An 18883-nucleotide genomic window follows, 5' to 3' on the forward strand; every position below is an offset into this window, starting at 1 on the left:
TATAAAAATACACACAATGTTTCTTTTTTAAGCTGAGGATGATCACAATCTGATGGTTTTGTAGAGATTTCAGTGTGAAGGATAAGGGGATAGGGCGACCCAGGCCGCCCAACAGCAAAGAATTTAATTAAGTTCTTCTAATGACAGTGGCCATTGGACATAGCTTTGCCAATGGCTTTCCTGTTCCAGCGCCTCTGCTCGATAAGGGTGCTGTTGTAACCAGCCATGGGGTAGCAGCACATAAAGAGCCTCGCCCGTGGCCCGAAGCCTGACGGCTGGTAAGGTATCATCCCGCCGACGGCTGGAGAAAATAATCGACAGACGCAGGATTCGACACAGATGCTGTGCCATATTCACCGGCAATGCATTCTGCTGATTCAACAGGGACAAATCGAGAGTATCACTCTGGTTTTGCAACAATGCGGACAGTAATAGCTTTTGCGCGGGGGTAAAACCGGGTAGGTCTAGATTGCGGATCAGATAAGCAGCATGTTGGGGAGCATGTTTAAAATCGACACTTAGACCAATTTCATGAATCAAACAGGCATTTTGCAATAACTCCCGACATCGACTATCGAGTTGCCACTCTTTTTCTACCTGTAGCAAAAAATTATCGGCCAACTTGCTCACGCGCTTGGCTTGTTCGATATCGAGTAAATAACGGCGCTGCAAATTGCGCACTGTCCGGCTACGAATATCTTGCTCGACCGGTAAATGAAGCATGCCGTAGACTAGCCCTTCGCGCAGCGCGCCGCCAGCCAGTGTCATACTGTCAATTGCCAGTTCCTGAAATATCGCAATCAAGATAGACAAACCACTGGGGAAAACCAGCGCTCGCTCTAGTGTTAAACCGGGAATCTCCAGTTCTTCCAACTTGCCGCACTGAATGGCTCTCTGCTTGAGCTGTTGTAATTTGGCCAGCGTGATCAGTTCATCCATGCCCTGAGCAACCATAATTTCTTGTAGGGCCTGAACCGTACCCGATGCTCCAACACAAATTTGCCAGCCATGGTCACGAAAACGTTTCGCGACCGGTTTGATCATCTCACGAGCAGCCAGTTCCGCACGCTCAAAATTGTCTTTTGCCAGATTGCGATCGCTAAAATAACGTTCCAGCCAGGTGACGCAACCCATTGATAAACTTACGAGAATGTTCGCTTGAGCACCATTGCCGGTGACCAGTTCGGTGCTACCACCGCCGATATCCACCACCAGCCGCTGCTCCGGCCCACCGGTGGTATGTGCCACACCATGATAAATCAGACGAGCTTCTTCTTCGCCACTGATGACCTGAATCGGACAACCAAGAATGTCGATTGCAGTTTGCAGGAACTCTTCAGCATTTGAGGCAAGACGCAGGGTTGCAGTTGCAACCACCCGGATCTGGTCCAAAGGAATGTCCTGCAAACGTTCTGAAAAGAGCTTCAGACATTGCCAGCCGCGTTCCATCGCTTCTTGTGATAAATGGTTTTGACTATCCAGACCCGCAGCCAGACGGACTTTCCGCTTGATTCGGGCCAACGTCTGGATACTGCCTGCCACCTCACGTACTACCAACATATGGAAACTGTTGGAGCCAAGATCGATGGCAGCATAAAGTGAGGTGGAACTTAGCATCATTTATCAGCTCGGTCGCTTACGGTTATTCCGTGGTGCACCACTGCGACGTGGGGCAGAGTTACGGCGTGGACCATTCCCGGTACGGGTACGGGCCAGACGTTTTGGCGCCGGCAAATCAGTTAATAGCGCATCGCTATTATATTTGCTTACCGGAATGCTATGACCGGTGTAGGTCTCGATAGCCGGTAAGTTTAACGCGTACTCTTCACATGCCAGGCTGATAGAATGACCACTTTCGCCAGCACGACCGGTACGGCCAATGCGGTGAACATAGTCTTCACAGTCGTCAGGTAGGTCATAGTTGAACACATGGGTGACCAGTGGAATGTGCAAGCCACGGGCGGCAACATCGGTAGCAACCAGAATATCCAAATCACCTTTGGTAAAATCTTCCAAAATACGAAGGCGTTTTTTCTGTGCCACATCACCGGTCAGTAAACCAACACGATGACCATCAGCAGCCAAGTGACCCCAGATCTCTTCACAACGATGTTTGGTATTGGCAAAAATAATACAGCGGTCTGGCCACTCTTCTTCTATCAACGTCTGAAGCAGACGCATTTTTTCTTCATTTGAAGGGTAGAACAGCTCTTCCTGAATGCGGTGGCCGGTTTTTTGTAACGGTTCCACTTCAACATATTCAGCGTTATTCATTTGTTCGAATGCCAATTCACGTACCCGGTACGAGAGTGTGGCAGAGAACAACATGTTTAAACGTTTATCAACGGAAGGCATACGGCGGAACAGCCAGCGGATATCTTTAATAAAGCCCAGATCGTACATCCGATCAGCTTCATCCAGAACCACAACCTGAATCGCACCGAGGTTAATATAATTTTGTTTCGCGTAGTCGATTAAACGGCCAGTAGTACCGATCAGAATGTCAACGCCACTTTCCAGCACTTTAAGCTGTTTATCGTAGCCGTCACCACCATAAGCCAAGCCTAATTTCAGGCCAGTCATCTGGGAAAGTGATTCCGCATCGGAGTGAATTTGTACTGCTAATTCACGCGTTGGTGCCATAATCAATGCGCGTGGTTGATTAGTCTGGCGACCCTCTTCAGCCGGGTGAGAAAGCAAATAATGGAAAGTAGACGCTAAGAATGCCAGCGTCTTGCCGGTACCTGTTTGCGCCTGACCCGCTACATCACGCCCAGAGAGGGTGAGTGGCAATGCTAACGCCTGGATCGGCGTACAGTTATGAAACCCTTTGTTTTCAAGAGCTTCTATAACTAGCGGGTGCAGGGCGAAGTCGGAAAACTTCAGTTCGGTCAAGTGTGTTTTGCTCATAGTGTGGTAGAATATCAGCTAACTATTGCTTTACGAAAGCGTATCCGGTGAAATAAAGTCATCCTATTGTTGGTTAATGCTACACCAACGAGGTAGACACAATCCTTTGGAGTAGAACATGAGCGATAAAATTATTCACCTGAGTGACGACAGCTTCGACACTGACGTGCTGAAAGCCAGCGGCCTGGTTCTGGTCGATTTCTGGGCTGAATGGTGTGGTCCGTGCAAGATGATTGCTCCGATTTTGGATGAAATTGCTGAAGAGTATGAAGGCAGACTGACCATCACTAAATTGAATATTGATGATAATCAGGGCACGGCACCGAAATACGGTATCCGTGGTATCCCTACACTGTTGTTATTCCGTGACGGTGAAGTAGTGGCCACCAAAGTGGGTGCCTTGTCTAAAGGCCAGCTTAAAGCCTTCTTGGATGCAAATCTGTAAGCGGTATTAGCCGTCAATACCCAAAGTCGTTGGCGTTGCAGCAAGTGAACTTCGATGATCTGACTAAGGTTAGTGATTCGGGCGACAAATCTGTCAGAAGCAGATTTGAGCACTGTTTGCCGCGGGCTCAACGAGGTGAGGTTCATGGATGGGCTGAGTTGTAATAGCGGCTAACACGGCTGTGGCTGCAAGGCTGTAGGGTATGTTTAGCGGCAGTTGTGATTTCTCACACTGACCGCTAGACGCCTGCAAAGAAGCGTGTTAAGTTTACTCTACTGCATATAGAACATTCCTGTGTATCGAGTCCGGGTTTATAGCATCTAGCTTATTCTTTAGTATCTAATTTACTCTTTAGCATCTAATAAATAGTCTGTAGCACCTAAATAGTTTGAATCTAAAGCTTTACTCTATGTCGAAATAATGTGTGTTGAGAATGATTATGAACTCAATCAGTTTTTTGACAGTCTAACGGTTTTACAAATCAGTCTAAGGTACCTTCAATCTTTTGACCGTTGTGTCGCGCAAATCCCGCGTAAGTCATTACTTGCGTAGTTTGTTCAAGGCCGGTGATTGAATGTCCCATTAAACAGGCACGGATGACGCTGCCATACCATTCACGACCATAGTTCGAGACATACCCCGAGTTTAAGAACCCACCATTATGAATCTTACCGAATTAAAGAACACGCCGGTTTCTGATCTGATAACACTTGGCGAAAATATGGGGCTGGAAAACCTGGCCCGGATGCGTAAACAAGATATTATTTTCTCTATTCTTAAGCAGCACGCGAAAAGTGGAGAAGATATCTTCGGTGACGGTGTATTGGAGATATTGCAGGATGGATTTGGTTTCCTCCGCTCTGCAGACAGCTCCTACCTCGCCGGTCCCGACGACATCTATGTATCCCCAAGCCAAATTCGCCGTTTCAACCTTCGCACTGGTGATACCGTTGCCGGTAAGATTCGTCCGCCGAAAGAGGGTGAGCGTTATTTTGCATTGTTAAAAGTTAACGAAGTTAACTACGACAAACCGGAAAACGCCCGTAACAAAATCCTGTTCGAAAACTTAACCCCATTACATGCCAACTCTCGTCTGCGCATGGAACGTGGTAATGGTTCGACAGAAGATTTAACTGCCCGTGTACTTGATTTGGCCTCGCCAATCGGTCGCGGTCAACGTGGTCTGATTGTGGCACCGCCTAAAGCGGGTAAAACTATGCTGTTGCAGAACATCGCTACCAGCATTGCTTACAATCACCCTGATTGCGTCTTGATGGTATTGCTGATTGACGAACGTCCTGAAGAAGTGACTGAGATGCAACGTCTGGTTAAGGGTGAAGTTATTGCTTCCACTTTTGATGAGCCAGCATCCCGTCACGTTCAGGTAGCTGAAATGGTTATCGAGAAAGCGAAACGTCTGGTTGAGCACAAAAAAGACGTTATCATCTTGCTGGACTCCATTACTCGTCTGGCCCGAGCATACAACACCGTAGTTCCTGCTTCAGGCAAAGTGCTGACAGGTGGTGTGGATGCTAACGCCTTGCATCGTCCTAAGCGTTTCTTTGGTGCTGCACGTAATGTTGAAGAGGGCGGTAGCCTGACCATCATTGCCACGGCATTGGTTGATACCGGTTCTAAAATGGATGAAGTTATCTATGAAGAATTTAAAGGTACCGGCAACATGGAACTGCATTTATCGCGCAAAATTGCCGAAAAACGTGTGTTCCCAGCCATCGATTTCAACCGCTCTGGTACACGTAAAGAAGAGCTGCTGACCACCACTGAAGAGCTGCAAAAAATGTGGATCTTGCGCCGTATTCTTCATCCAATGGGTGAAATCGATGCGATGGAGTTCCTCATCAGTAAACTGGCAACAGCGAAAACTAACGATCAGTTCTTCGATAATATGAGACGTTCGTAAGTCGAGTAAAATCAGTCAAAACGCCACGCACAGTCGTGGCGTTTTTTGCTTTTGGAATATACGATAGTTGGGTTTGTTATCCATTAAGTGATGGGCATTCCATAATTTATGGCTATTTTGGTAGTTATTCTCATTACCAATGAGAAAATAGCAAAAAATAGAGTTGGGAATAACAAGCAAGGCTGTCATCATATTCGGAAATAACTGAAAGCGTGGGGAAGGCATGGTATGTGCCAAGCCGCATGCTAAGCTGTCGTATCATTTTTGCAGAGAGCGGTTAAACGTGAACTTACTCACTATGAGTACTGAGATATTTGTTATATTCCTGTTTTCTCTGGCATTTTTATTTGTTGCTCGCAAAGTTGCCAAGAAAATCGGACTTGTTGATAAACCTAATTATCGCAAACGTCACCAAGGGTTGATTCCATTAGTGGGCGGAATATCCGTGTTTGCGGGTATTTGTTTTACCTTTCTGATAACCAATCAGCAGATCCCTCATTTCCGACTCTATCTCGGTTGCGCCGGTTTATTGGTGTTCATTGGTGCTTTAGATGATCGCTTTGATATCAGTGTAAAAATCCGTGCCTTTGTTCAGGCATTGGTGGGTATCGCCATGATGGTAGTCGCAGGGCTCTATTTGCGGAGCCTGGGACATGCTTTTGGTCCGTGGGAGATGTCATTAGGGCCATTTGGCTATGTCGTCACACTGTTCGCGGTGTGGGCAGCGATAAATGCTTTCAATATGGTGGATGGTATTGATGGTTTACTGGGGGGGTTGTCTTGTGTCTCCTTCGGTGCCATGGGTATTCTATTGTATCAAAGCGGGCTGATGGCATTGGCATTATGGTGCTTTGCCATGATAGCCGCTATCTTGCCTTATATTCTGTTAAACCTTGGGTTATTAGGGCGTCGCTATAAAGTCTTTATGGGTGATGCGGGCAGTACGCTAATTGGCTTCACCGCTATTTGGATGTTGCTGCAAACCACACAAGGGAATTCCCATCCGATTAACCCGGTGACTGCATTATGGATTATTGCAATTCCATTGATGGATATGATTGCCATCATGTACCGACGTTTACGTAAAGGAATGAGTCCTTTCTCACCAGACCGTCAACATATCCACCACTTGATTATGCGTGCCGGTTTTACCTCACGGCAGGCATTTGTCTTAATTACACTGGCGGCAGCGTTGTTAGCGGCGATTGGTGTTATTGGCGAAAGGCTGACATTTGTCCCTGAATGGGTGATGTTGGCATTATTCTTGCTTGCATTTCTGTTGTATGGCTACTGCATTAAACGAGCATGGCGTGTGGCACGTTTTATCAAACGGATGAAGCGTCGGATGCGTCGTGCATCGCAAAATAAGCATGAATCTTAACCTGAGGCTTTTAGGCAGTGATGAAACCAGAATCGATGTCGACTGATAAAACAGGGTCTACCCATAATGAGCCTACTGTGGATAACGAATTAGATATCCGCAGCCTGTTCCGTACTCTTTGGCGCGGTAAGGTGTGGATTATCGGTATGGCAATTCTTTTTGCTGCAATCGCGCTGGGTGTTTCCTATCTGGTGAAACAACAGTGGAGTGCAACAGCCATTACTGACCGGCCAACAGTCAATAATTTGGGTGGTTTTTATTCTCAGCAGCAGTTTTTACGTAATCTGGATACTCGCATCAATAGCGGAGTTGCCAGTGAGCAACCCGGTATCTCTGACGAAGCTTATGGTGAGTTTATTACCCAACTTGCGGCTTACGATACCCGTCGTGATTTCTGGCTGCAAAGTGATTACTACAAACAGCGTCTGGAAGGTGATGCCAAGGCTGATGCCGCATTACTGGATGAGCTGATAAACAATATTGTTTTCACCCCACGCGATGACAAGAAAATGCTGAATGACAGCATTAAATTGACGGCAGAAACGGCCAGTGATTCCAATAAATTACTCCGTGGTTATATTGATTTTGCCAGTCAGCGTGCAGCTAGCCATTTGAATGATGAGATTCAAGGGGCATGGGCGGCTCGTACTCAATCGATGAAAGCACAAGTTAAACGGCAAGAAGCGGTCGCTCAAGCGGTGTTTGATCGTGAAGTGACGGCAGTTAAGCAAGCATTGAAAGTCGCAGGTCAGCAAGGAATTAACCGAAACCAAACAGATACTCCGGCAGAGCAGTTACCAGATTCCAAGATGTTTATGCTGGGTAAACCGATGCTTGAAGCCCGTTTGGAAACATTACAGGCTACCGGACCAAGTTTTGATATTGATTACGATCAGAACCGTGCCATGCTGGCAACATTGAACGTCGGTCCAACGTTGGATAAAACGTTCCAGACATATCGCTACTTACGTACACCGGAAGATCCAGTTACCCGTGATAGTCCGCGCCGTATTTTCCTGCTGATTATGTGGGGTGCGATTGGTGCACTGGTTGGGGCTGGGGTGGTGTTGGTTCGTCGTACCAGTATACCAGCGTAATTCATTGGCGTTGCCGTCGGGTAAAACGGCCATGTAGCAGCGCCAGGTAAAAAGAGTATAAATCGTTAATGGGCGCATTGTGCGCCCAACTTGCAGGCGTTGTCTGCGGCTAACTGACCTTAAAGAGATTCACTGTGAAAGTGTTGACTGTTTTTGGCACCCGGCCTGAAGCCATTAAGATGGCTCCTCTGGTGCATGCCTTGGCTCAGGATGAAGCCTTTGAATCGAGAGTCTGCGTGACGGCCCAGCATCGCGAGATGCTGGATCAAGTGTTACGCTTATTTGAGATTCAACCGGACTATGATTTAAATATCATGAAACCGGGACAGGGATTGACGGAAATAACCTGCCGTATTTTGGAAGGGTTAAAGCCTGTTCTAGCAGAATTTAAGCCAGACGTTATTTTGGTTCATGGCGATACGACCACGACACTATCAACCAGCCTGGCAGCATTTTATCACCGTATTCCTGTCGGCCACGTCGAGGCTGGATTGCGCACAGGGAATCTCTATTCTCCGTGGCCGGAAGAGGCCAACCGTCAACTGACGGGGCATCTTGCTATGTACCATTTCGCGCCGACCGAGAATTCCCGCCAAAACCTGCTCCGTGAGATGGTACCGGCGAACCGCATTTTTGTCACCGGCAATACGGTGATCGATGCGCTGTTCTGGGTGCGGGATCGGGTGATGAATAACCCGGAGTTACGCTCCAGCCTGGCGCAACGCTACCCGTTCCTTGATACCAGTAAGAAGATGATTTTGGTCACGGGTCACCGTCGTGAGAGCTTTGGTGGTGGTTTTGAGCGGATTTGCAGTGCGTTAGCTGAAATTGCCCTTAAGCACCCCGAGGTGCAGGTGGTTTATCCGGTGCATCTCAACCCGAATGTCAGTGAGCCGGTCAATCGTATCTTGAAGGGTATTGATAATATCATTCTGATTGACCCGCAAGATTACTTGCCATTCGTTTATCTGATGAACCACGCTTACCTGATCCTGACCGATTCTGGCGGTATTCAGGAAGAAGCGCCTTCATTAGGTAAGCCGGTGCTGGTGATGCGTGATACCACCGAACGCCCGGAAGCAGTCGATTCCGGTACGGTTCTGTTGGTTGGCACTAATATTAATAAAATTGTCGATGCAGTGACCCGCTTGCTCACTGATGAAACTGCCTATCATCAAATGACACGGGCGCATAATCCTTACGGTGACGGGCATGCCTGTCAACGCATCCTTGAAGCTTTAAAGAATCATCAGGTGACGTTATGAGTTTTGAAACTATTTCTGTTATCGGTCTTGGGTACATTGGTCTGCCAACTGCTGCTGCTTTCGCGTCGCGCAAGAAGAAAGTGATTGGGGTTGATGTCAACGCCCATGCTGTTGAAACCATTAATCGCGGTGCTATCCATATCGTGGAGCCGGATTTAGATAAAGTGGTGAAGATTGCTGTTGAAGGCGGTTACCTGCAAGCGGTGACCAAACCGCTGGCAGCTGATGCGTTTCTTATTGCCGTACCGACACCGTTTAAAGGCGATCACGAACCGGATATGGTTTATGTTGAATCAGCCGCTAAATCTATCGCCCCAGTATTGAAAAAAGGTGATCTGGTCATTCTGGAATCCACCTCTCCAGTTGGTGCGACTGAACAAATGGCCCAATGGCTGGCTGAAGTGCGCCCGGATCTGAGCTTCCCACAGCAAGCCGGTGAAGATGCTGATATCAACATCGCCTACTGCCCTGAACGTGTGTTACCCGGTCAGGTCATGGTTGAACTGATTCAGAATGACCGCGTTATCGGTGGTATGACGCCGAAATGCTCCGCCCGTGCCAGTGAGTTGTATAAAATCTTCCTCGAAGGCGAATGTGTGGTGACTAACTCCCGCACCGCTGAGATGTGTAAGCTGACGGAAAACAGCTTCCGCGACGTTAACATTGCTTTTGCCAATGAGTTGTCACTGATTTGTGATGAGCAGGGCATCAATGTGTGGGAACTGATTCGCCTGGCGAACCGTCACCCACGCGTAAATATTTTGCAGCCAGGTCCAGGTGTGGGCGGTCACTGTATCGCGGTTGATCCATGGTTTATCGTTTCACAGAATCCACAATTGGCACGCTTGATCCACACGGCACGTTTGGTGAATGACGGCAAACCATTGTGGGTGGTGGATCGGGTTAAAGCCGCCGTTGCTGATTGTTTGGCTGCCACCAATAAGCGCGCCTCTGAAGTAAAAATTGCCTGCTTTGGCTTGGCATTTAAACCCAATATTGATGACCTGCGTGAAAGCCCGGCAGTCGAAATTGCCCATTTGATCGCCGAATGGCATATCGGCGAAACATTGGTAGTTGAACCTAATGTTGAGCAACTGCCAAAATCACTGGCAGGTCACGTGACACTGAAAGACACCGCGACTGCGTTGCAGCAAGCGGATGTGCTGGTGATGTTGGTCGATCACCGCCAATTCAAAGCAATTAAACCTGAAGATGTGAAGCAATCGTGGATTGTTGACACCAAAGGAGTATGGCGTTGAGACGTATTCTAGTCACAGGCGGGGCCGGTTTTATCGGCTCTGCGGTGGTAAGACATATTATCGATGGCACTTCAGACAGCGTAGTGGTGGTGGATAAGCTCACTTACGCCGGTAATCTGGAGTCACTAGCTGTTGTCGCCCAGAACGAACGTTATGCTTTTGAGCAGGTAGATATCTGCGATCGCGCCGAATTGGATCGGGTTTTTGCGCACTATCAGCCGGATGTGGTGATGCATCTGGCGGCAGAAAGCCATGTGGACCGCTCGATTGATGGCCCTGCGGCCTTTATCGAAACTAACGTGGTGGGCACTTACACCCTGTTAGAGGCGGCGCGTCATTACTGGCAGCAACTGAGTGCTGAGGCGAAGCAGGCGTTTCGCTTCCACCATATCTCGACCGATGAGGTATATGGCGATCTGCACGGTACTGATGATCTGTTTACTGAAACCACACCTTATGCGCCAAGCAGCCCTTATTCAGCGTCTAAGGCGTCCAGTGACCATTTAGTTCGTGCCTGGTTGCGGACTTATGGCCTACCGACGCTGGTAACTAATTGCTCAAATAACTATGGTCCATATCATTTCCCTGAGAAGTTGATACCACTGGTTATTCTGAATGCACTGGCGGGTAAACCGTTGCCGGTGTATGGCAATGGCGCACAGGTACGCGACTGGTTGTATGTCGAAGACCACGCGCGGGCCTTGTATCAGGTGGTTACCGAAGGTGTGGTGGGCGAAACATACAATATTGGCGGCCATAATGAGCGCAAAAATATTGAGGTGGTTGAGACCATTTGTACACTTCTGGATGAACTTATCCCCGCCAAACCGGCCGGAATTGTGCATTACCGTGACCTGATTACTTATGTCAAAGACCGTCCAGGCCATGATATGCGCTATGCCATCGATGCCGGCAAAATTGAGCGGGAATTAGGCTGGCGGCCACAGGAAACCTTCGAAAGTGGCATCCGCAAAACCGTATTGTGGTATTTGAATAATGAATCGTGGTGGCGGCGGGTTCAGGATGGTTCTTACGCGGGTGAGCGTTTGGGCTTAAGTGACTGACGATAGGTTCGTAGTCTATTAATCACTGGGATGACGTCATCCAGTAGTTTGCATGATGTTTTGCCTGTGTATAACGTCTGCCTGATGGTTTCAGGAGATTGTATGTTTCAGGAGATCGTATGAAAGGCATAATTCTGGCTGGTGGTTCTGGTACCCGTTTGCACCCCATCACCCGTGGCGTTTCTAAGCAACTGCTTCCCGTCTATGATAAACCGATGATTTACTATCCGCTGTCAGTGCTGATGCTGGCAGGGATCCGTGACGTCTTGATTATTTCCACCCCAGAAGATTTGCCGTCGTTTCAGCGCTTGCTGGGTAATGGTGATGAGTTTGGTATTCATCTGAGTTATGCCGCACAACCGAGTCCCGACGGATTGGCACAGGCATTTATTATCGGGGAAGAATTTATCGGCAATGAACCTTGCTGCTTGGTTCTTGGCGATAATATCTTCTTTGGTCAAGGTTTTAGCCCGAAACTGAAACATGTGGCGGAAAGGACCAAAGGGGCAACCGTTTTCGGTTATCAGGTGATGGATCCCGAGCGTTTTGGTGTGGTGGAGTTTGATGACAATTTCCGCGCGTTGTCTATCGAAGAGAAACCAAGTCAGCCTAAATCCAAATGGGCGGTGACCGGGCTTTATTTTTATGATAACCAAGTTGTTGATTTTGCCAGAAAAGTTAAACCATCGTCGCGTGGTGAACTGGAAATTACCAGTATCAACCAGATGTATCTGGAACGTGATGAATTAACCGTTGAGCTCTTAGGCCGTGGTTTTGCCTGGCTGGACACAGGAACGCATGACAGCCTGATTGAGGCCAGTACCTTTGTACAAACCGTTGAAAAACGTCAAGGTTTCAAAATTGCCTGTCTGGAAGAGATCTCCTGGCGTAATGGCTGGTTGGATGATGACGGTGTCAGGCGTGCGGCGACTGCACTAGCCAAAACCGGTTACGGCAAATATCTATTGGATCTGTTACATGCCCGTCCACGCCAGTATTGAGCCCTTGGACTGGGAAAGTGAATTTTTCCAGCGCCACAGTGCAAAACTGATTTTCTCCGACTCAGCCCCGCAGCTTAATCCGGCTGAGTTGGACACTTTTACGCTTACCCAAGCTAAAGTACCTACCCATCGCCTTGATCTCATTGACTCTCTTGGTCAACTTGATTTCCATCTGGTTGAAGGAGAAGTCGATCTCTCGTTAGCCATTGATGTAAAAAATGTAATTGGCACGGAAAATGCTTTATCTGAGGCAGATGTCACTGTATCCAGACACCGAGTTGCAACGGCGGCGGATATCCCGCAATTGCGCAGCGTCGCCACCAATGCCTTTGCATTAAGTCGTTTCCGTGCGCCGTGGTATGACCCGCAGGACAGTGGCCGATTTTATGCATTGTGGGCAGAAAAAGCCGTATTGGGCACGTTCGACCATCAATGTTTATTGGTGACTGATACGTTGGGCCAGCCAGCGGGGTTTGTGACGCTACGAGACTTGCAAGATGGCAGTGCGCGTATTGGCTTGTTGGCGGTATTCCCCGAGGCACAGGGTAAAGGTGTTGGTTCATCGTTAATGTCGGCGGCAAAGCAGTGGTGCCAGAGTCATGGGTTACAGCGATTACGGGTAGCCACACAGATGAGCAATATTGCTGCTTTACGTCTTTATATTCGCAGTGGTGCTGCTATTGAGAGCACCGCGTATTGGTTATGCAGGGGATGAGATGATTCCATTTAACGCTCCACCGGTAGTAGGCACCGAACTTGGTTATATGCAGGCCGCGATGGCTAGCGGTAAATTATGCGGTGATGGTGGGTTTACCCGTCGCTGTCAGCAGTGGATGGAGCAGCGTTTCGGTTGTCCGAAAGTTTTACTGACACCTTCTTGCACCGCCTCACTGGAAATGGCTGCGTTGTTACTGGATATCAAACCCGGCGACGAAGTGATCATGCCGAGTTTCACCTTTGTTTCCACCGCGAATGCCTTTGTGCTGCGTGGGGCAAAAATGGTGTTTGTCGATATCCGCCCAGATACCATGAATATCGATGAAACCAAGATTGAAGCAGCGATTACCGATAAAACCAAGGTTATCGTGCCAGTCCATTATGCCGGTGTTGCCTGTGAGATGGATACCATTATGGCGTTGGCGAAAAAGTATAATTTGTTTGTGGTAGAAGATGCCGCTCAGGGCGTGATGTCCACCTACAAAGGCAAAGCGTTGGGGACTATTGGCCATATCGGCTGCTTTAGTTTCCATGAAACCAAGAATTACACGGCTGGCGGTGAAGGTGGCGCGACGCTCATTAATGACCCGTTACTGATAGATCGCGCTGAAATCATTCGCGAAAAAGGTACCAACCGTAGCCAGTTCTTCCGTGGGCAGGTCGATAAATATACCTGGCGTGATATCGGCTCTAGCTATCTGATGTCTGACTTACAGGCCGCGTATCTGTGGGGCCAGTTGGAAGCCGCAGAACAGATTAACCAACGCCGTTTGGCGCTGTGGCAAACCTATTATGATGCTTTCAAACCGTTGGCTGATGCTGGGCGCATTGATTTGCCAGTGATCCCCGGTGATGTGGCGCAAAATGCGCATATGTTTTATATCAAACTACGCGATATTGACGATCGTTCTGATTTTATCAGCTACTTAAAAGAAGCTGAGATTATGGCGGTATTCCATTATATTCCGTTGCATGGTTGCCCGGCAGGTGAGGCATTTGGCCGTATGGCGGGTGAAGACCGCTTTACCACTAAGGAGAGTGAGCGTCTGGTTCGCTTGCCTATCTTCTTTAACCTGACTGATGTGAATCAGAAAACGGTCATTAATACTGTTCTGAGTTTCTTCGCCTGATATGTCTCTGGCAAAAGCATCGATTTGGACTGCTGGCTCTACGCTGATTAAAATCGGCGTAGGGTTGTTAGTGGTTAAGCTGCTGGCGGTGACCTTTGGTCCCAGCGGCGTTGGGCAGGCAGGTAATTTTCGCCAGCTAATTACGGTATTAGGCGTGCTCTCCGGCGCGGGTATCTTTAACGGTATTACTAAGTATGTTGCTGAATATCATCAACAACCTGAACGTTTACGTGCGGTGCTGGGTACCTCTTCAGCGATAGTGTTGGGGTTCTCCACTCTGCTGGCGTTAATTTTTTTGCTGGCAGCTAAACCTGTTAGTTTTGCGTTATTCGGCCATGGGGATTACCAGAATGTGGTGCGCGCAGTGGCGCTTATCCAGATGGGTATTGCCTACGCCAACCTGTTTCTGGCGATCCTCAAAGGCTATCGCGACGCCATGGGTAATGCGTTGGCGGTGATAGGCGGCAGTCTGATTGGTGTCGTGGCGTATTATCTTTGCTTTCGTATCGGCGGTTATCCCGGCGCATTAGTGGGGTTGGCATTAGTCCCCGCGCTGGTGGTGATACCTGCGGCAGCCATGCTGATTCGCCGCAAGACTATCCCCCTAAGTTATCTTAAACTTAGCTGGGACAAGGCATTAGCCAGCCATTTAGGTAAGTTTACCATCATGGCACTGATTACCTCAGTGACCTTGCCAGTCGCCTATGTGATGATGCGTAACTTGCTGGCAGATCAGTATGGTTGGGATGCCGTCGGGATCTGGCAGGGGGTAAGCAGTATTTCAGATGCTTATCTACAATTTATTACGGCGTCATTTACGGTCTATTTGCTACCCACACTCTCAAGGCTCAAAGCTAAAGCGGATATCTCTCGTGAAATCCTGCGCTCACTGAAGTTTGTCTTACCGGCAGTGGCGACCGCCAGTTTGATGGTGTGGCTGTTACGTGATTTTGCTATCTGGCTGCTGTTTTCGCACCAGTTTACCGCCATGCGTGACCTTTTTGCCTGGCAGTTGGTGGGCGATGTGTTGAAAGTCGGGTCGTATGTGTTTGGCTATCTGGTGATTGCCAAAGCCTCTTTGCGCTTTTACATTCTGACGGAAGTGAGTCAGTTCTTACTGTTGACCGGGTTTGCCCATTGGTTAATTCCAATGAATGGCTCTTTAGGTGCAGCACAGGCCTATATGGCAACTTATATCGTCTATTTTGCGCTCTGTAGCTGCGTATTCATTATGTATCGTAGACATTCATCACCGTAGACACTCTTTACAGTAGAAAAAAATGACAACCCTGATTCATGTACTGGGATCTGATATCCCGCACCATAATCTGACTGTGCTGCGCTTCTTTAATGACGTGCTGGCAACGCGTGCGCCGATAGAACAGGTGCGGCATTTTATGGTCGCGGCAAAAGAGACAGCACCTTTTTCGTCATTCCCTCAGTTGGATATCGAAACGCACAGCAGCAAGAAAGCTTTGGCTGAGGCGGTTATCGCCCGTGCACAAGCTGATCGCAGCACGCGCTTCTTCTGGCATGGTCAGTTTAATGCCACCCTGTGGCTGGCCCTACTGAGTGGCAAAATCAAGCCACGCCAGGTTTACTGGCATATTTGGGGCGCTGATTTATATGAAGATGCCAAAAGCTGGAAGTTTCGCCTGTTTTACCTGTTGCGCCGTATTGCTCAAGGGCGGGTTGGTCATGTTTTTGCGACCCGTGGCGACTTAATCCATTTTCAGCAGCGTCATCCTCGGGTGCCCGCATCGTTGCTCTATTTCCCAACCCGTATGGATCCGGCATTGACGGGGGTTAACATCGAAAAGTCGTTAGCTGGCCCGATGACTATTCTGGTGGGGAACTCTGGTGATACCACCAATCGTCATATCGAGGCGTTGCAGGCCATTCATCAGCAATTTGGCCCTGATGCCCGGGTTATTCTGCCGATGGGGTATCCGGCTAATAATGAGCTGTATATCGAGCAGGTCAGGCAAGCTGGGCTGGCGCTGTTTGCCGCAGAAAATCTGCGTCTCCTGACAGAACAGATCCCGTTCGATGATTATCTGAATATCCTGCGTGAATGCGATTTGGGCTATTTTATTTTTAATCGGCAGCAAGGTATCGGCACCTTATGTTTATTAACGCAATTTGGTGTGCCTTTTGTCTTGAGTCGCAAAAACCCTTTCTGGCAAGACTTGGCTGAGCAGCATATTCCGGTACTTTTCTATGGTGACTCATTGGATGAGCCGTTGATCCGTGAGGCACAACGCCAATTAGCCGGGCTGGATAAGCAATCTATCGCTTTCTTTAATCCAAATTATATCGAAGGTTGGCAGCAGGCGCTGGCGTTGGCCGCAGGAGAACACCCATGACGCTGGGGCAATTTGGTGGTCTTTTCTGCGTCTATCTGATGGCAGTTATTTTTATCCTGACATTAACCTATCAGGAGTTTCGGCGGGTTCGTTTTAACTTCAATGTGCTGTTTTCAATGCTTTACCTGCTGACTTTCTATTTTGGCTTCCCATTGACTTGTATGCTGGTGTTTCAGTTCGGGGTCGCGGTGGTGCCGGTTGAGTACTTATTGTATGCAATGCTGTCGGCCACGGCCTTTTATGGCATTTATTATGTGAGTTACAAAACTCGCCTGACTAAGCCGCGCAGCCAGCCACGGGCGCCGGTATTCACCATGAATCGGGTGGAAACTAATCTGACCTGGATACTGTTGGCACTGGTGGCTATTGGCACTGTCGGCATCTTCTTTATGCAAAATGGTTTCCTGTTGTTTAAGCTCGATTCCTACAGCAAAATCTTCTCCAGTGATGTTTCGGGTGTGGCACTGAAGCGCTTTTTCTACTTCTTTATCCCGGCGATGTTGGTGGTCTATTTCTTGAAACAAGATATGCGCGCCTGGTTTTTCTTCCTGGCAAGCACGGTGGCGTTTGGCATCCTGACCTATGTTATCGTCGGCGGTACCCGCGCTAATATCATTATCGCGTTCTCATTATTCCTGTTTATCGGTATCGTTCGCGGTTGGATAACCTTGTGGATGTTGGCTGCGGCAGGTGTCTTTGGGATTGTTGGTATGTTCTGGCTGGCCCTGAAACGCTATGGTTTGGATGTGAACGGCGCAGAGGCGTTTTACACTTTCCTCTACCTGACACGGGATACCTTCTCGCCGTGGGAAAACCTAGGGCTGCTGCTACAAAACTACGACAAAATAGATTTCCAAGGGCTGGCACCGATTATTCGTGATTTTTATGTCTTTATTCCCAGTTCGCTTTGGCCGGAGCGTCCAGACTTGGTACTTAATACCGCCAATTACTTTACTTGGGATGTGCTGGATAATCACTCCGGGCTGGCTATCTCTCCAACCCTGATCGGTTCTTTGGTGGTAATGGGCGGGGTGCTGTTTATTCCACTGGGTGCTATTGTCGTAGGATTAATCATTAAATGGTTCGATTGGCTCTACGAACAAGGCAAAGCAGAAAACAACCGTTATAAAGCGGCAATTCTGCAAAGTTTCTGTTTTGGTGCGGTATTTAACATCATTGTATTGGCACGGGAAGGATTAGATTCGTTTGTGTCACGCGTGGTGTTTTTCTGCGTGATTTTTGGTGCCTGTCTGGTACTGGCAAAATTGTTGTATTGGTTGTTCGATACCGCGGGTTTGATAACGCAACAGTTACAGCGTCGGGTTAACAAGCCGAAGCGTTCATCCACTCCTGAAACGGGCCGCCAACTGTAAGGATCGTAATGGAACCGAATACTGTTATTCCAAAATATAATGTCCGTGGTTTCGAGATTTGGGGCTTTCGTGATATGGCTCAAACGCTGGATCATTTGCTAAGCAGCGGCCCGGTGAAGACCGGAACGCTGGTGGCAATGAACGCAGAGAAACTGCTCAAAGCTGAGGATGATGCGGCGTTGCGTGAGTTGATCACCGAGGCTGAATATCTGTATGCCGACGGTATCAGTATGGTGCGTGCGATTCGTCGTAAATACCCACAGGCGAAGCTGTCACGGGTAGCGGGTGCAGATTTGTGGGAAGCACTCATGCAGCGTGCCGGGCAGCAAGGGACGCCGGTCTTTTTGGTGGGCGGTAAACCTGACGTGTTGGCAGAAACTGAAGCTAAATTACGCGCGCAATGGAATGTGAATCTGGTGGGTAGCCAGGATGGCTATTTTACACCAGAGCAGCGCGAAGCCCTGTTTGCGAGAATAGCGGCTAGTGGCGCGGCGATAGTGACTGTCGCCATGGGATCGCCTAAACAGGAAATGTTTATGCGTGACTGCCGTAAGTTCTATCCCGATGCACTGTATATGGGCGTTGGTGGCACCTATGACGTCTTTACCGGTCATGTCAAACGTGCACCTAAGATATGGCAGAACATGGGGCTGGAGTGGCTTTATCGCCTGCTGGCGCAACCAAGTCGTATCCGGCGTCAGTTCAAGTTGCTTAAGTTTGTTGGTTATTATTACAGCGGCCGTCTGTAATATTGTCTTTTGGGCAGGGTTTCACCAACCCTGCTGTTATAAAACCTCTCGCATTTATTCCTTCTACCAATATCATCACGCCTTAATTCCATTTTGGAATCGATTCTTTAATTTTTATTCCATAAAGTTTTAGTTTCCTGTTTGCTAATCTGACCCAGATACGGAAGGATACCGGCCGGTTAGGGTTATGTGCTCATAATCGCCT

Annotated in this window: 16 protein-coding genes; 14 read left to right on the plus strand and 2 right to left on the minus strand. The window is 48.5% G+C overall.

Going from position 1 to position 18883, the window contains the following annotated elements; all coding sequences use genetic code 11:
* Positions 1-123 precede the first annotated feature (123 nt).
* Positions 124-1620: an exopolyphosphatase gene (locus tag A6J66_018030; protein PNM25899.1), complete on the minus strand. Its 1497-nt coding sequence runs from the start codon at positions 1618-1620 to the stop codon at positions 124-126.
* A 3-nt stretch (positions 1621-1623) separates the two neighbouring features.
* The gene (locus A6J66_018035) at positions 1624-2910 is read right to left on the minus strand and encodes an ATP-dependent RNA helicase RhlB (GenBank protein PNM25900.1); all 1287 of its coding nucleotides are present in this window, start codon (positions 2908-2910) and stop codon (positions 1624-1626) included.
* Between the two features lie 118 nt (positions 2911-3028).
* Between A6J66_018035 and trxA the strand changes: the two genes are divergently transcribed.
* From trxA to A6J66_018105, 14 genes are all read left to right on the plus strand, one after another.
* Positions 3029-3355: a thioredoxin TrxA gene (gene trxA / locus A6J66_018040; GenBank protein ID PNM25901.1), complete on the plus strand. Its 327-nt coding sequence runs from the start codon at positions 3029-3031 to the stop codon at positions 3353-3355.
* A gap of 661 nt (positions 3356-4016) precedes the next feature.
* Positions 4017-5276, plus strand: coding sequence for a transcription termination factor Rho (gene rho / locus A6J66_018045; GenBank protein PNM25902.1), 1260 nt, complete (start codon positions 4017-4019; stop codon positions 5274-5276).
* A 283-nt stretch (positions 5277-5559) separates the two neighbouring features.
* Positions 5560-6657: a UDP-N-acetylglucosamine--undecaprenyl-phosphate N-acetylglucosaminephosphotransferase gene (locus A6J66_018050; GenBank protein ID PNM27068.1), complete on the plus strand. Its 1098-nt coding sequence runs from the start codon at positions 5560-5562 to the stop codon at positions 6655-6657.
* A gap of 35 nt (positions 6658-6692) precedes the next feature.
* The gene (locus tag A6J66_018055) at positions 6693-7754 is read left to right on the plus strand and encodes an ECA polysaccharide chain length modulation protein (GenBank protein ID PNM25903.1); all 1062 of its coding nucleotides are present in this window, start codon (positions 6693-6695) and stop codon (positions 7752-7754) included.
* 134 nt (positions 7755-7888) lie between these two features.
* Entirely contained in the window at positions 7889-9019 is a 1131-nt protein-coding gene (locus A6J66_018060) for a UDP-N-acetylglucosamine 2-epimerase (non-hydrolyzing) (GenBank protein PNM25904.1), read from the plus strand.
* A complete protein-coding gene (locus tag A6J66_018065) occupies positions 9016-10278 on the plus strand; it encodes a UDP-N-acetyl-D-mannosamine dehydrogenase (protein PNM25905.1) in 1263 nt (420 codons plus the stop codon). The genes A6J66_018060 and A6J66_018065 overlap by 4 nt, the downstream gene beginning before the upstream one ends.
* Positions 10275-11342 (plus strand): dTDP-glucose 4,6-dehydratase, encoded by a 1068-nt coding sequence (locus A6J66_018070; GenBank protein ID PNM27069.1) that lies wholly within the window; start codon positions 10275-10277, stop codon positions 11340-11342. The genes A6J66_018065 and A6J66_018070 overlap by 4 nt, the downstream gene beginning before the upstream one ends.
* A 119-nt stretch (positions 11343-11461) precedes the next feature.
* Positions 11462-12343 (plus strand): glucose-1-phosphate thymidylyltransferase, encoded by an 882-nt coding sequence (gene rfbA, locus A6J66_018075; protein ID PNM25906.1) that lies wholly within the window; start codon positions 11462-11464, stop codon positions 12341-12343.
* On the plus strand, positions 12321-13058 hold the full coding sequence (locus tag A6J66_018080) for a dTDP-4-amino-4,6-dideoxy-D-galactose acyltransferase (GenBank protein ID PNM25907.1): 738 nt from the start codon (positions 12321-12323) through the stop codon (positions 13056-13058). The genes rfbA and A6J66_018080 overlap by 23 nt, the downstream gene beginning before the upstream one ends.
* 1 nt (position 13059) lies before the next feature.
* Positions 13060-14190, plus strand: coding sequence for a dTDP-4-amino-4,6-dideoxygalactose transaminase (locus tag A6J66_018085; GenBank protein ID PNM25908.1), 1131 nt, complete (start codon positions 13060-13062; stop codon positions 14188-14190).
* Between the two features lies 1 nt (position 14191).
* Positions 14192-15448: a lipid III flippase WzxE gene (locus tag A6J66_018090; GenBank protein PNM25909.1), complete on the plus strand. Its 1257-nt coding sequence runs from the start codon at positions 14192-14194 to the stop codon at positions 15446-15448.
* A 22-nt stretch (positions 15449-15470) separates the two neighbouring features.
* Positions 15471-16556 carry a TDP-N-acetylfucosamine:lipid II N-acetylfucosaminyltransferase gene (locus tag A6J66_018095; protein ID PNM25910.1) on the plus strand — a complete coding sequence of 362 codons (1086 nt, stop codon included), beginning with the start codon at positions 15471-15473 and terminating at the stop codon, positions 16554-16556.
* The gene (locus A6J66_018100) at positions 16553-17929 is read left to right on the plus strand and encodes an O-antigen assembly polymerase (GenBank protein PNM25911.1); all 1377 of its coding nucleotides are present in this window, start codon (positions 16553-16555) and stop codon (positions 17927-17929) included. Before A6J66_018095 ends, A6J66_018100 begins: the two co-directional genes overlap by 4 nt.
* Positions 17930-17937: 8 nt before the next feature.
* The gene (locus A6J66_018105; protein ID PNM25912.1) at positions 17938-18678 is read left to right on the plus strand and encodes a lipopolysaccharide N-acetylmannosaminouronosyltransferase; all 741 of its coding nucleotides are present in this window, start codon (positions 17938-17940) and stop codon (positions 18676-18678) included.
* Positions 18679-18883 lie beyond the last annotated feature (205 nt).

The sequence above is a fragment of the Yersinia enterocolitica genome (assembly GCA_002082245.2).
In the GTDB taxonomy this organism is placed as follows: Bacteria; Pseudomonadota; Gammaproteobacteria; order Enterobacterales; family Enterobacteriaceae; genus Yersinia; species Yersinia enterocolitica_E.

Bases quoted from the DNA above. Each gene is read 5' to 3' on its own strand.
- A6J66_018100 (PNM25911.1), top strand. From the start codon at position 16,553: ATGACGCTGGGGCAATTTGGTGGTCTTTTCTGCGTCTATCTGATGGCA.
- A6J66_018065 (PNM25905.1), top strand. From the start codon at position 9,016: ATGAGTTTTGAAACTATTTCTGTTATCGGTCTTGGGTACATTGGTCTG.
- A6J66_018090 (PNM25909.1), top strand. From the start codon at position 14,192: ATGTCTCTGGCAAAAGCATCGATTTGGACTGCTGGCTCTACGCTGATT.
- trxA (PNM25901.1), top strand. From the start codon at position 3,029: ATGAGCGATAAAATTATTCACCTGAGTGACGACAGCTTCGACACTGAC.
- A6J66_018055 (PNM25903.1), top strand. From the start codon at position 6,693: ATGTCGACTGATAAAACAGGGTCTACCCATAATGAGCCTACTGTGGAT.
- A6J66_018095 (PNM25910.1), top strand. From the start codon at position 15,471: ATGACAACCCTGATTCATGTACTGGGATCTGATATCCCGCACCATAAT.
- rfbA (PNM25906.1), top strand. From the start codon at position 11,462: ATGAAAGGCATAATTCTGGCTGGTGGTTCTGGTACCCGTTTGCACCCC.
- A6J66_018085 (PNM25908.1), top strand. From the start codon at position 13,060: ATGATTCCATTTAACGCTCCACCGGTAGTAGGCACCGAACTTGGTTAT.
- A6J66_018105 (PNM25912.1), top strand. From the start codon at position 17,938: ATGGAACCGAATACTGTTATTCCAAAATATAATGTCCGTGGTTTCGAG.
- A6J66_018030 (PNM25899.1), bottom strand. From the start codon at position 1,620: ATGATGCTAAGTTCCACCTCACTTTATGCTGCCATCGATCTTGGCTCC.
- A6J66_018080 (PNM25907.1), top strand. From the start codon at position 12,321: ATGCCCGTCCACGCCAGTATTGAGCCCTTGGACTGGGAAAGTGAATTT.
- A6J66_018035 (PNM25900.1), bottom strand. From the start codon at position 2,910: ATGAGCAAAACACACTTGACCGAACTGAAGTTTTCCGACTTCGCCCTG.
- rho (PNM25902.1), top strand. From the start codon at position 4,017: ATGAATCTTACCGAATTAAAGAACACGCCGGTTTCTGATCTGATAACA.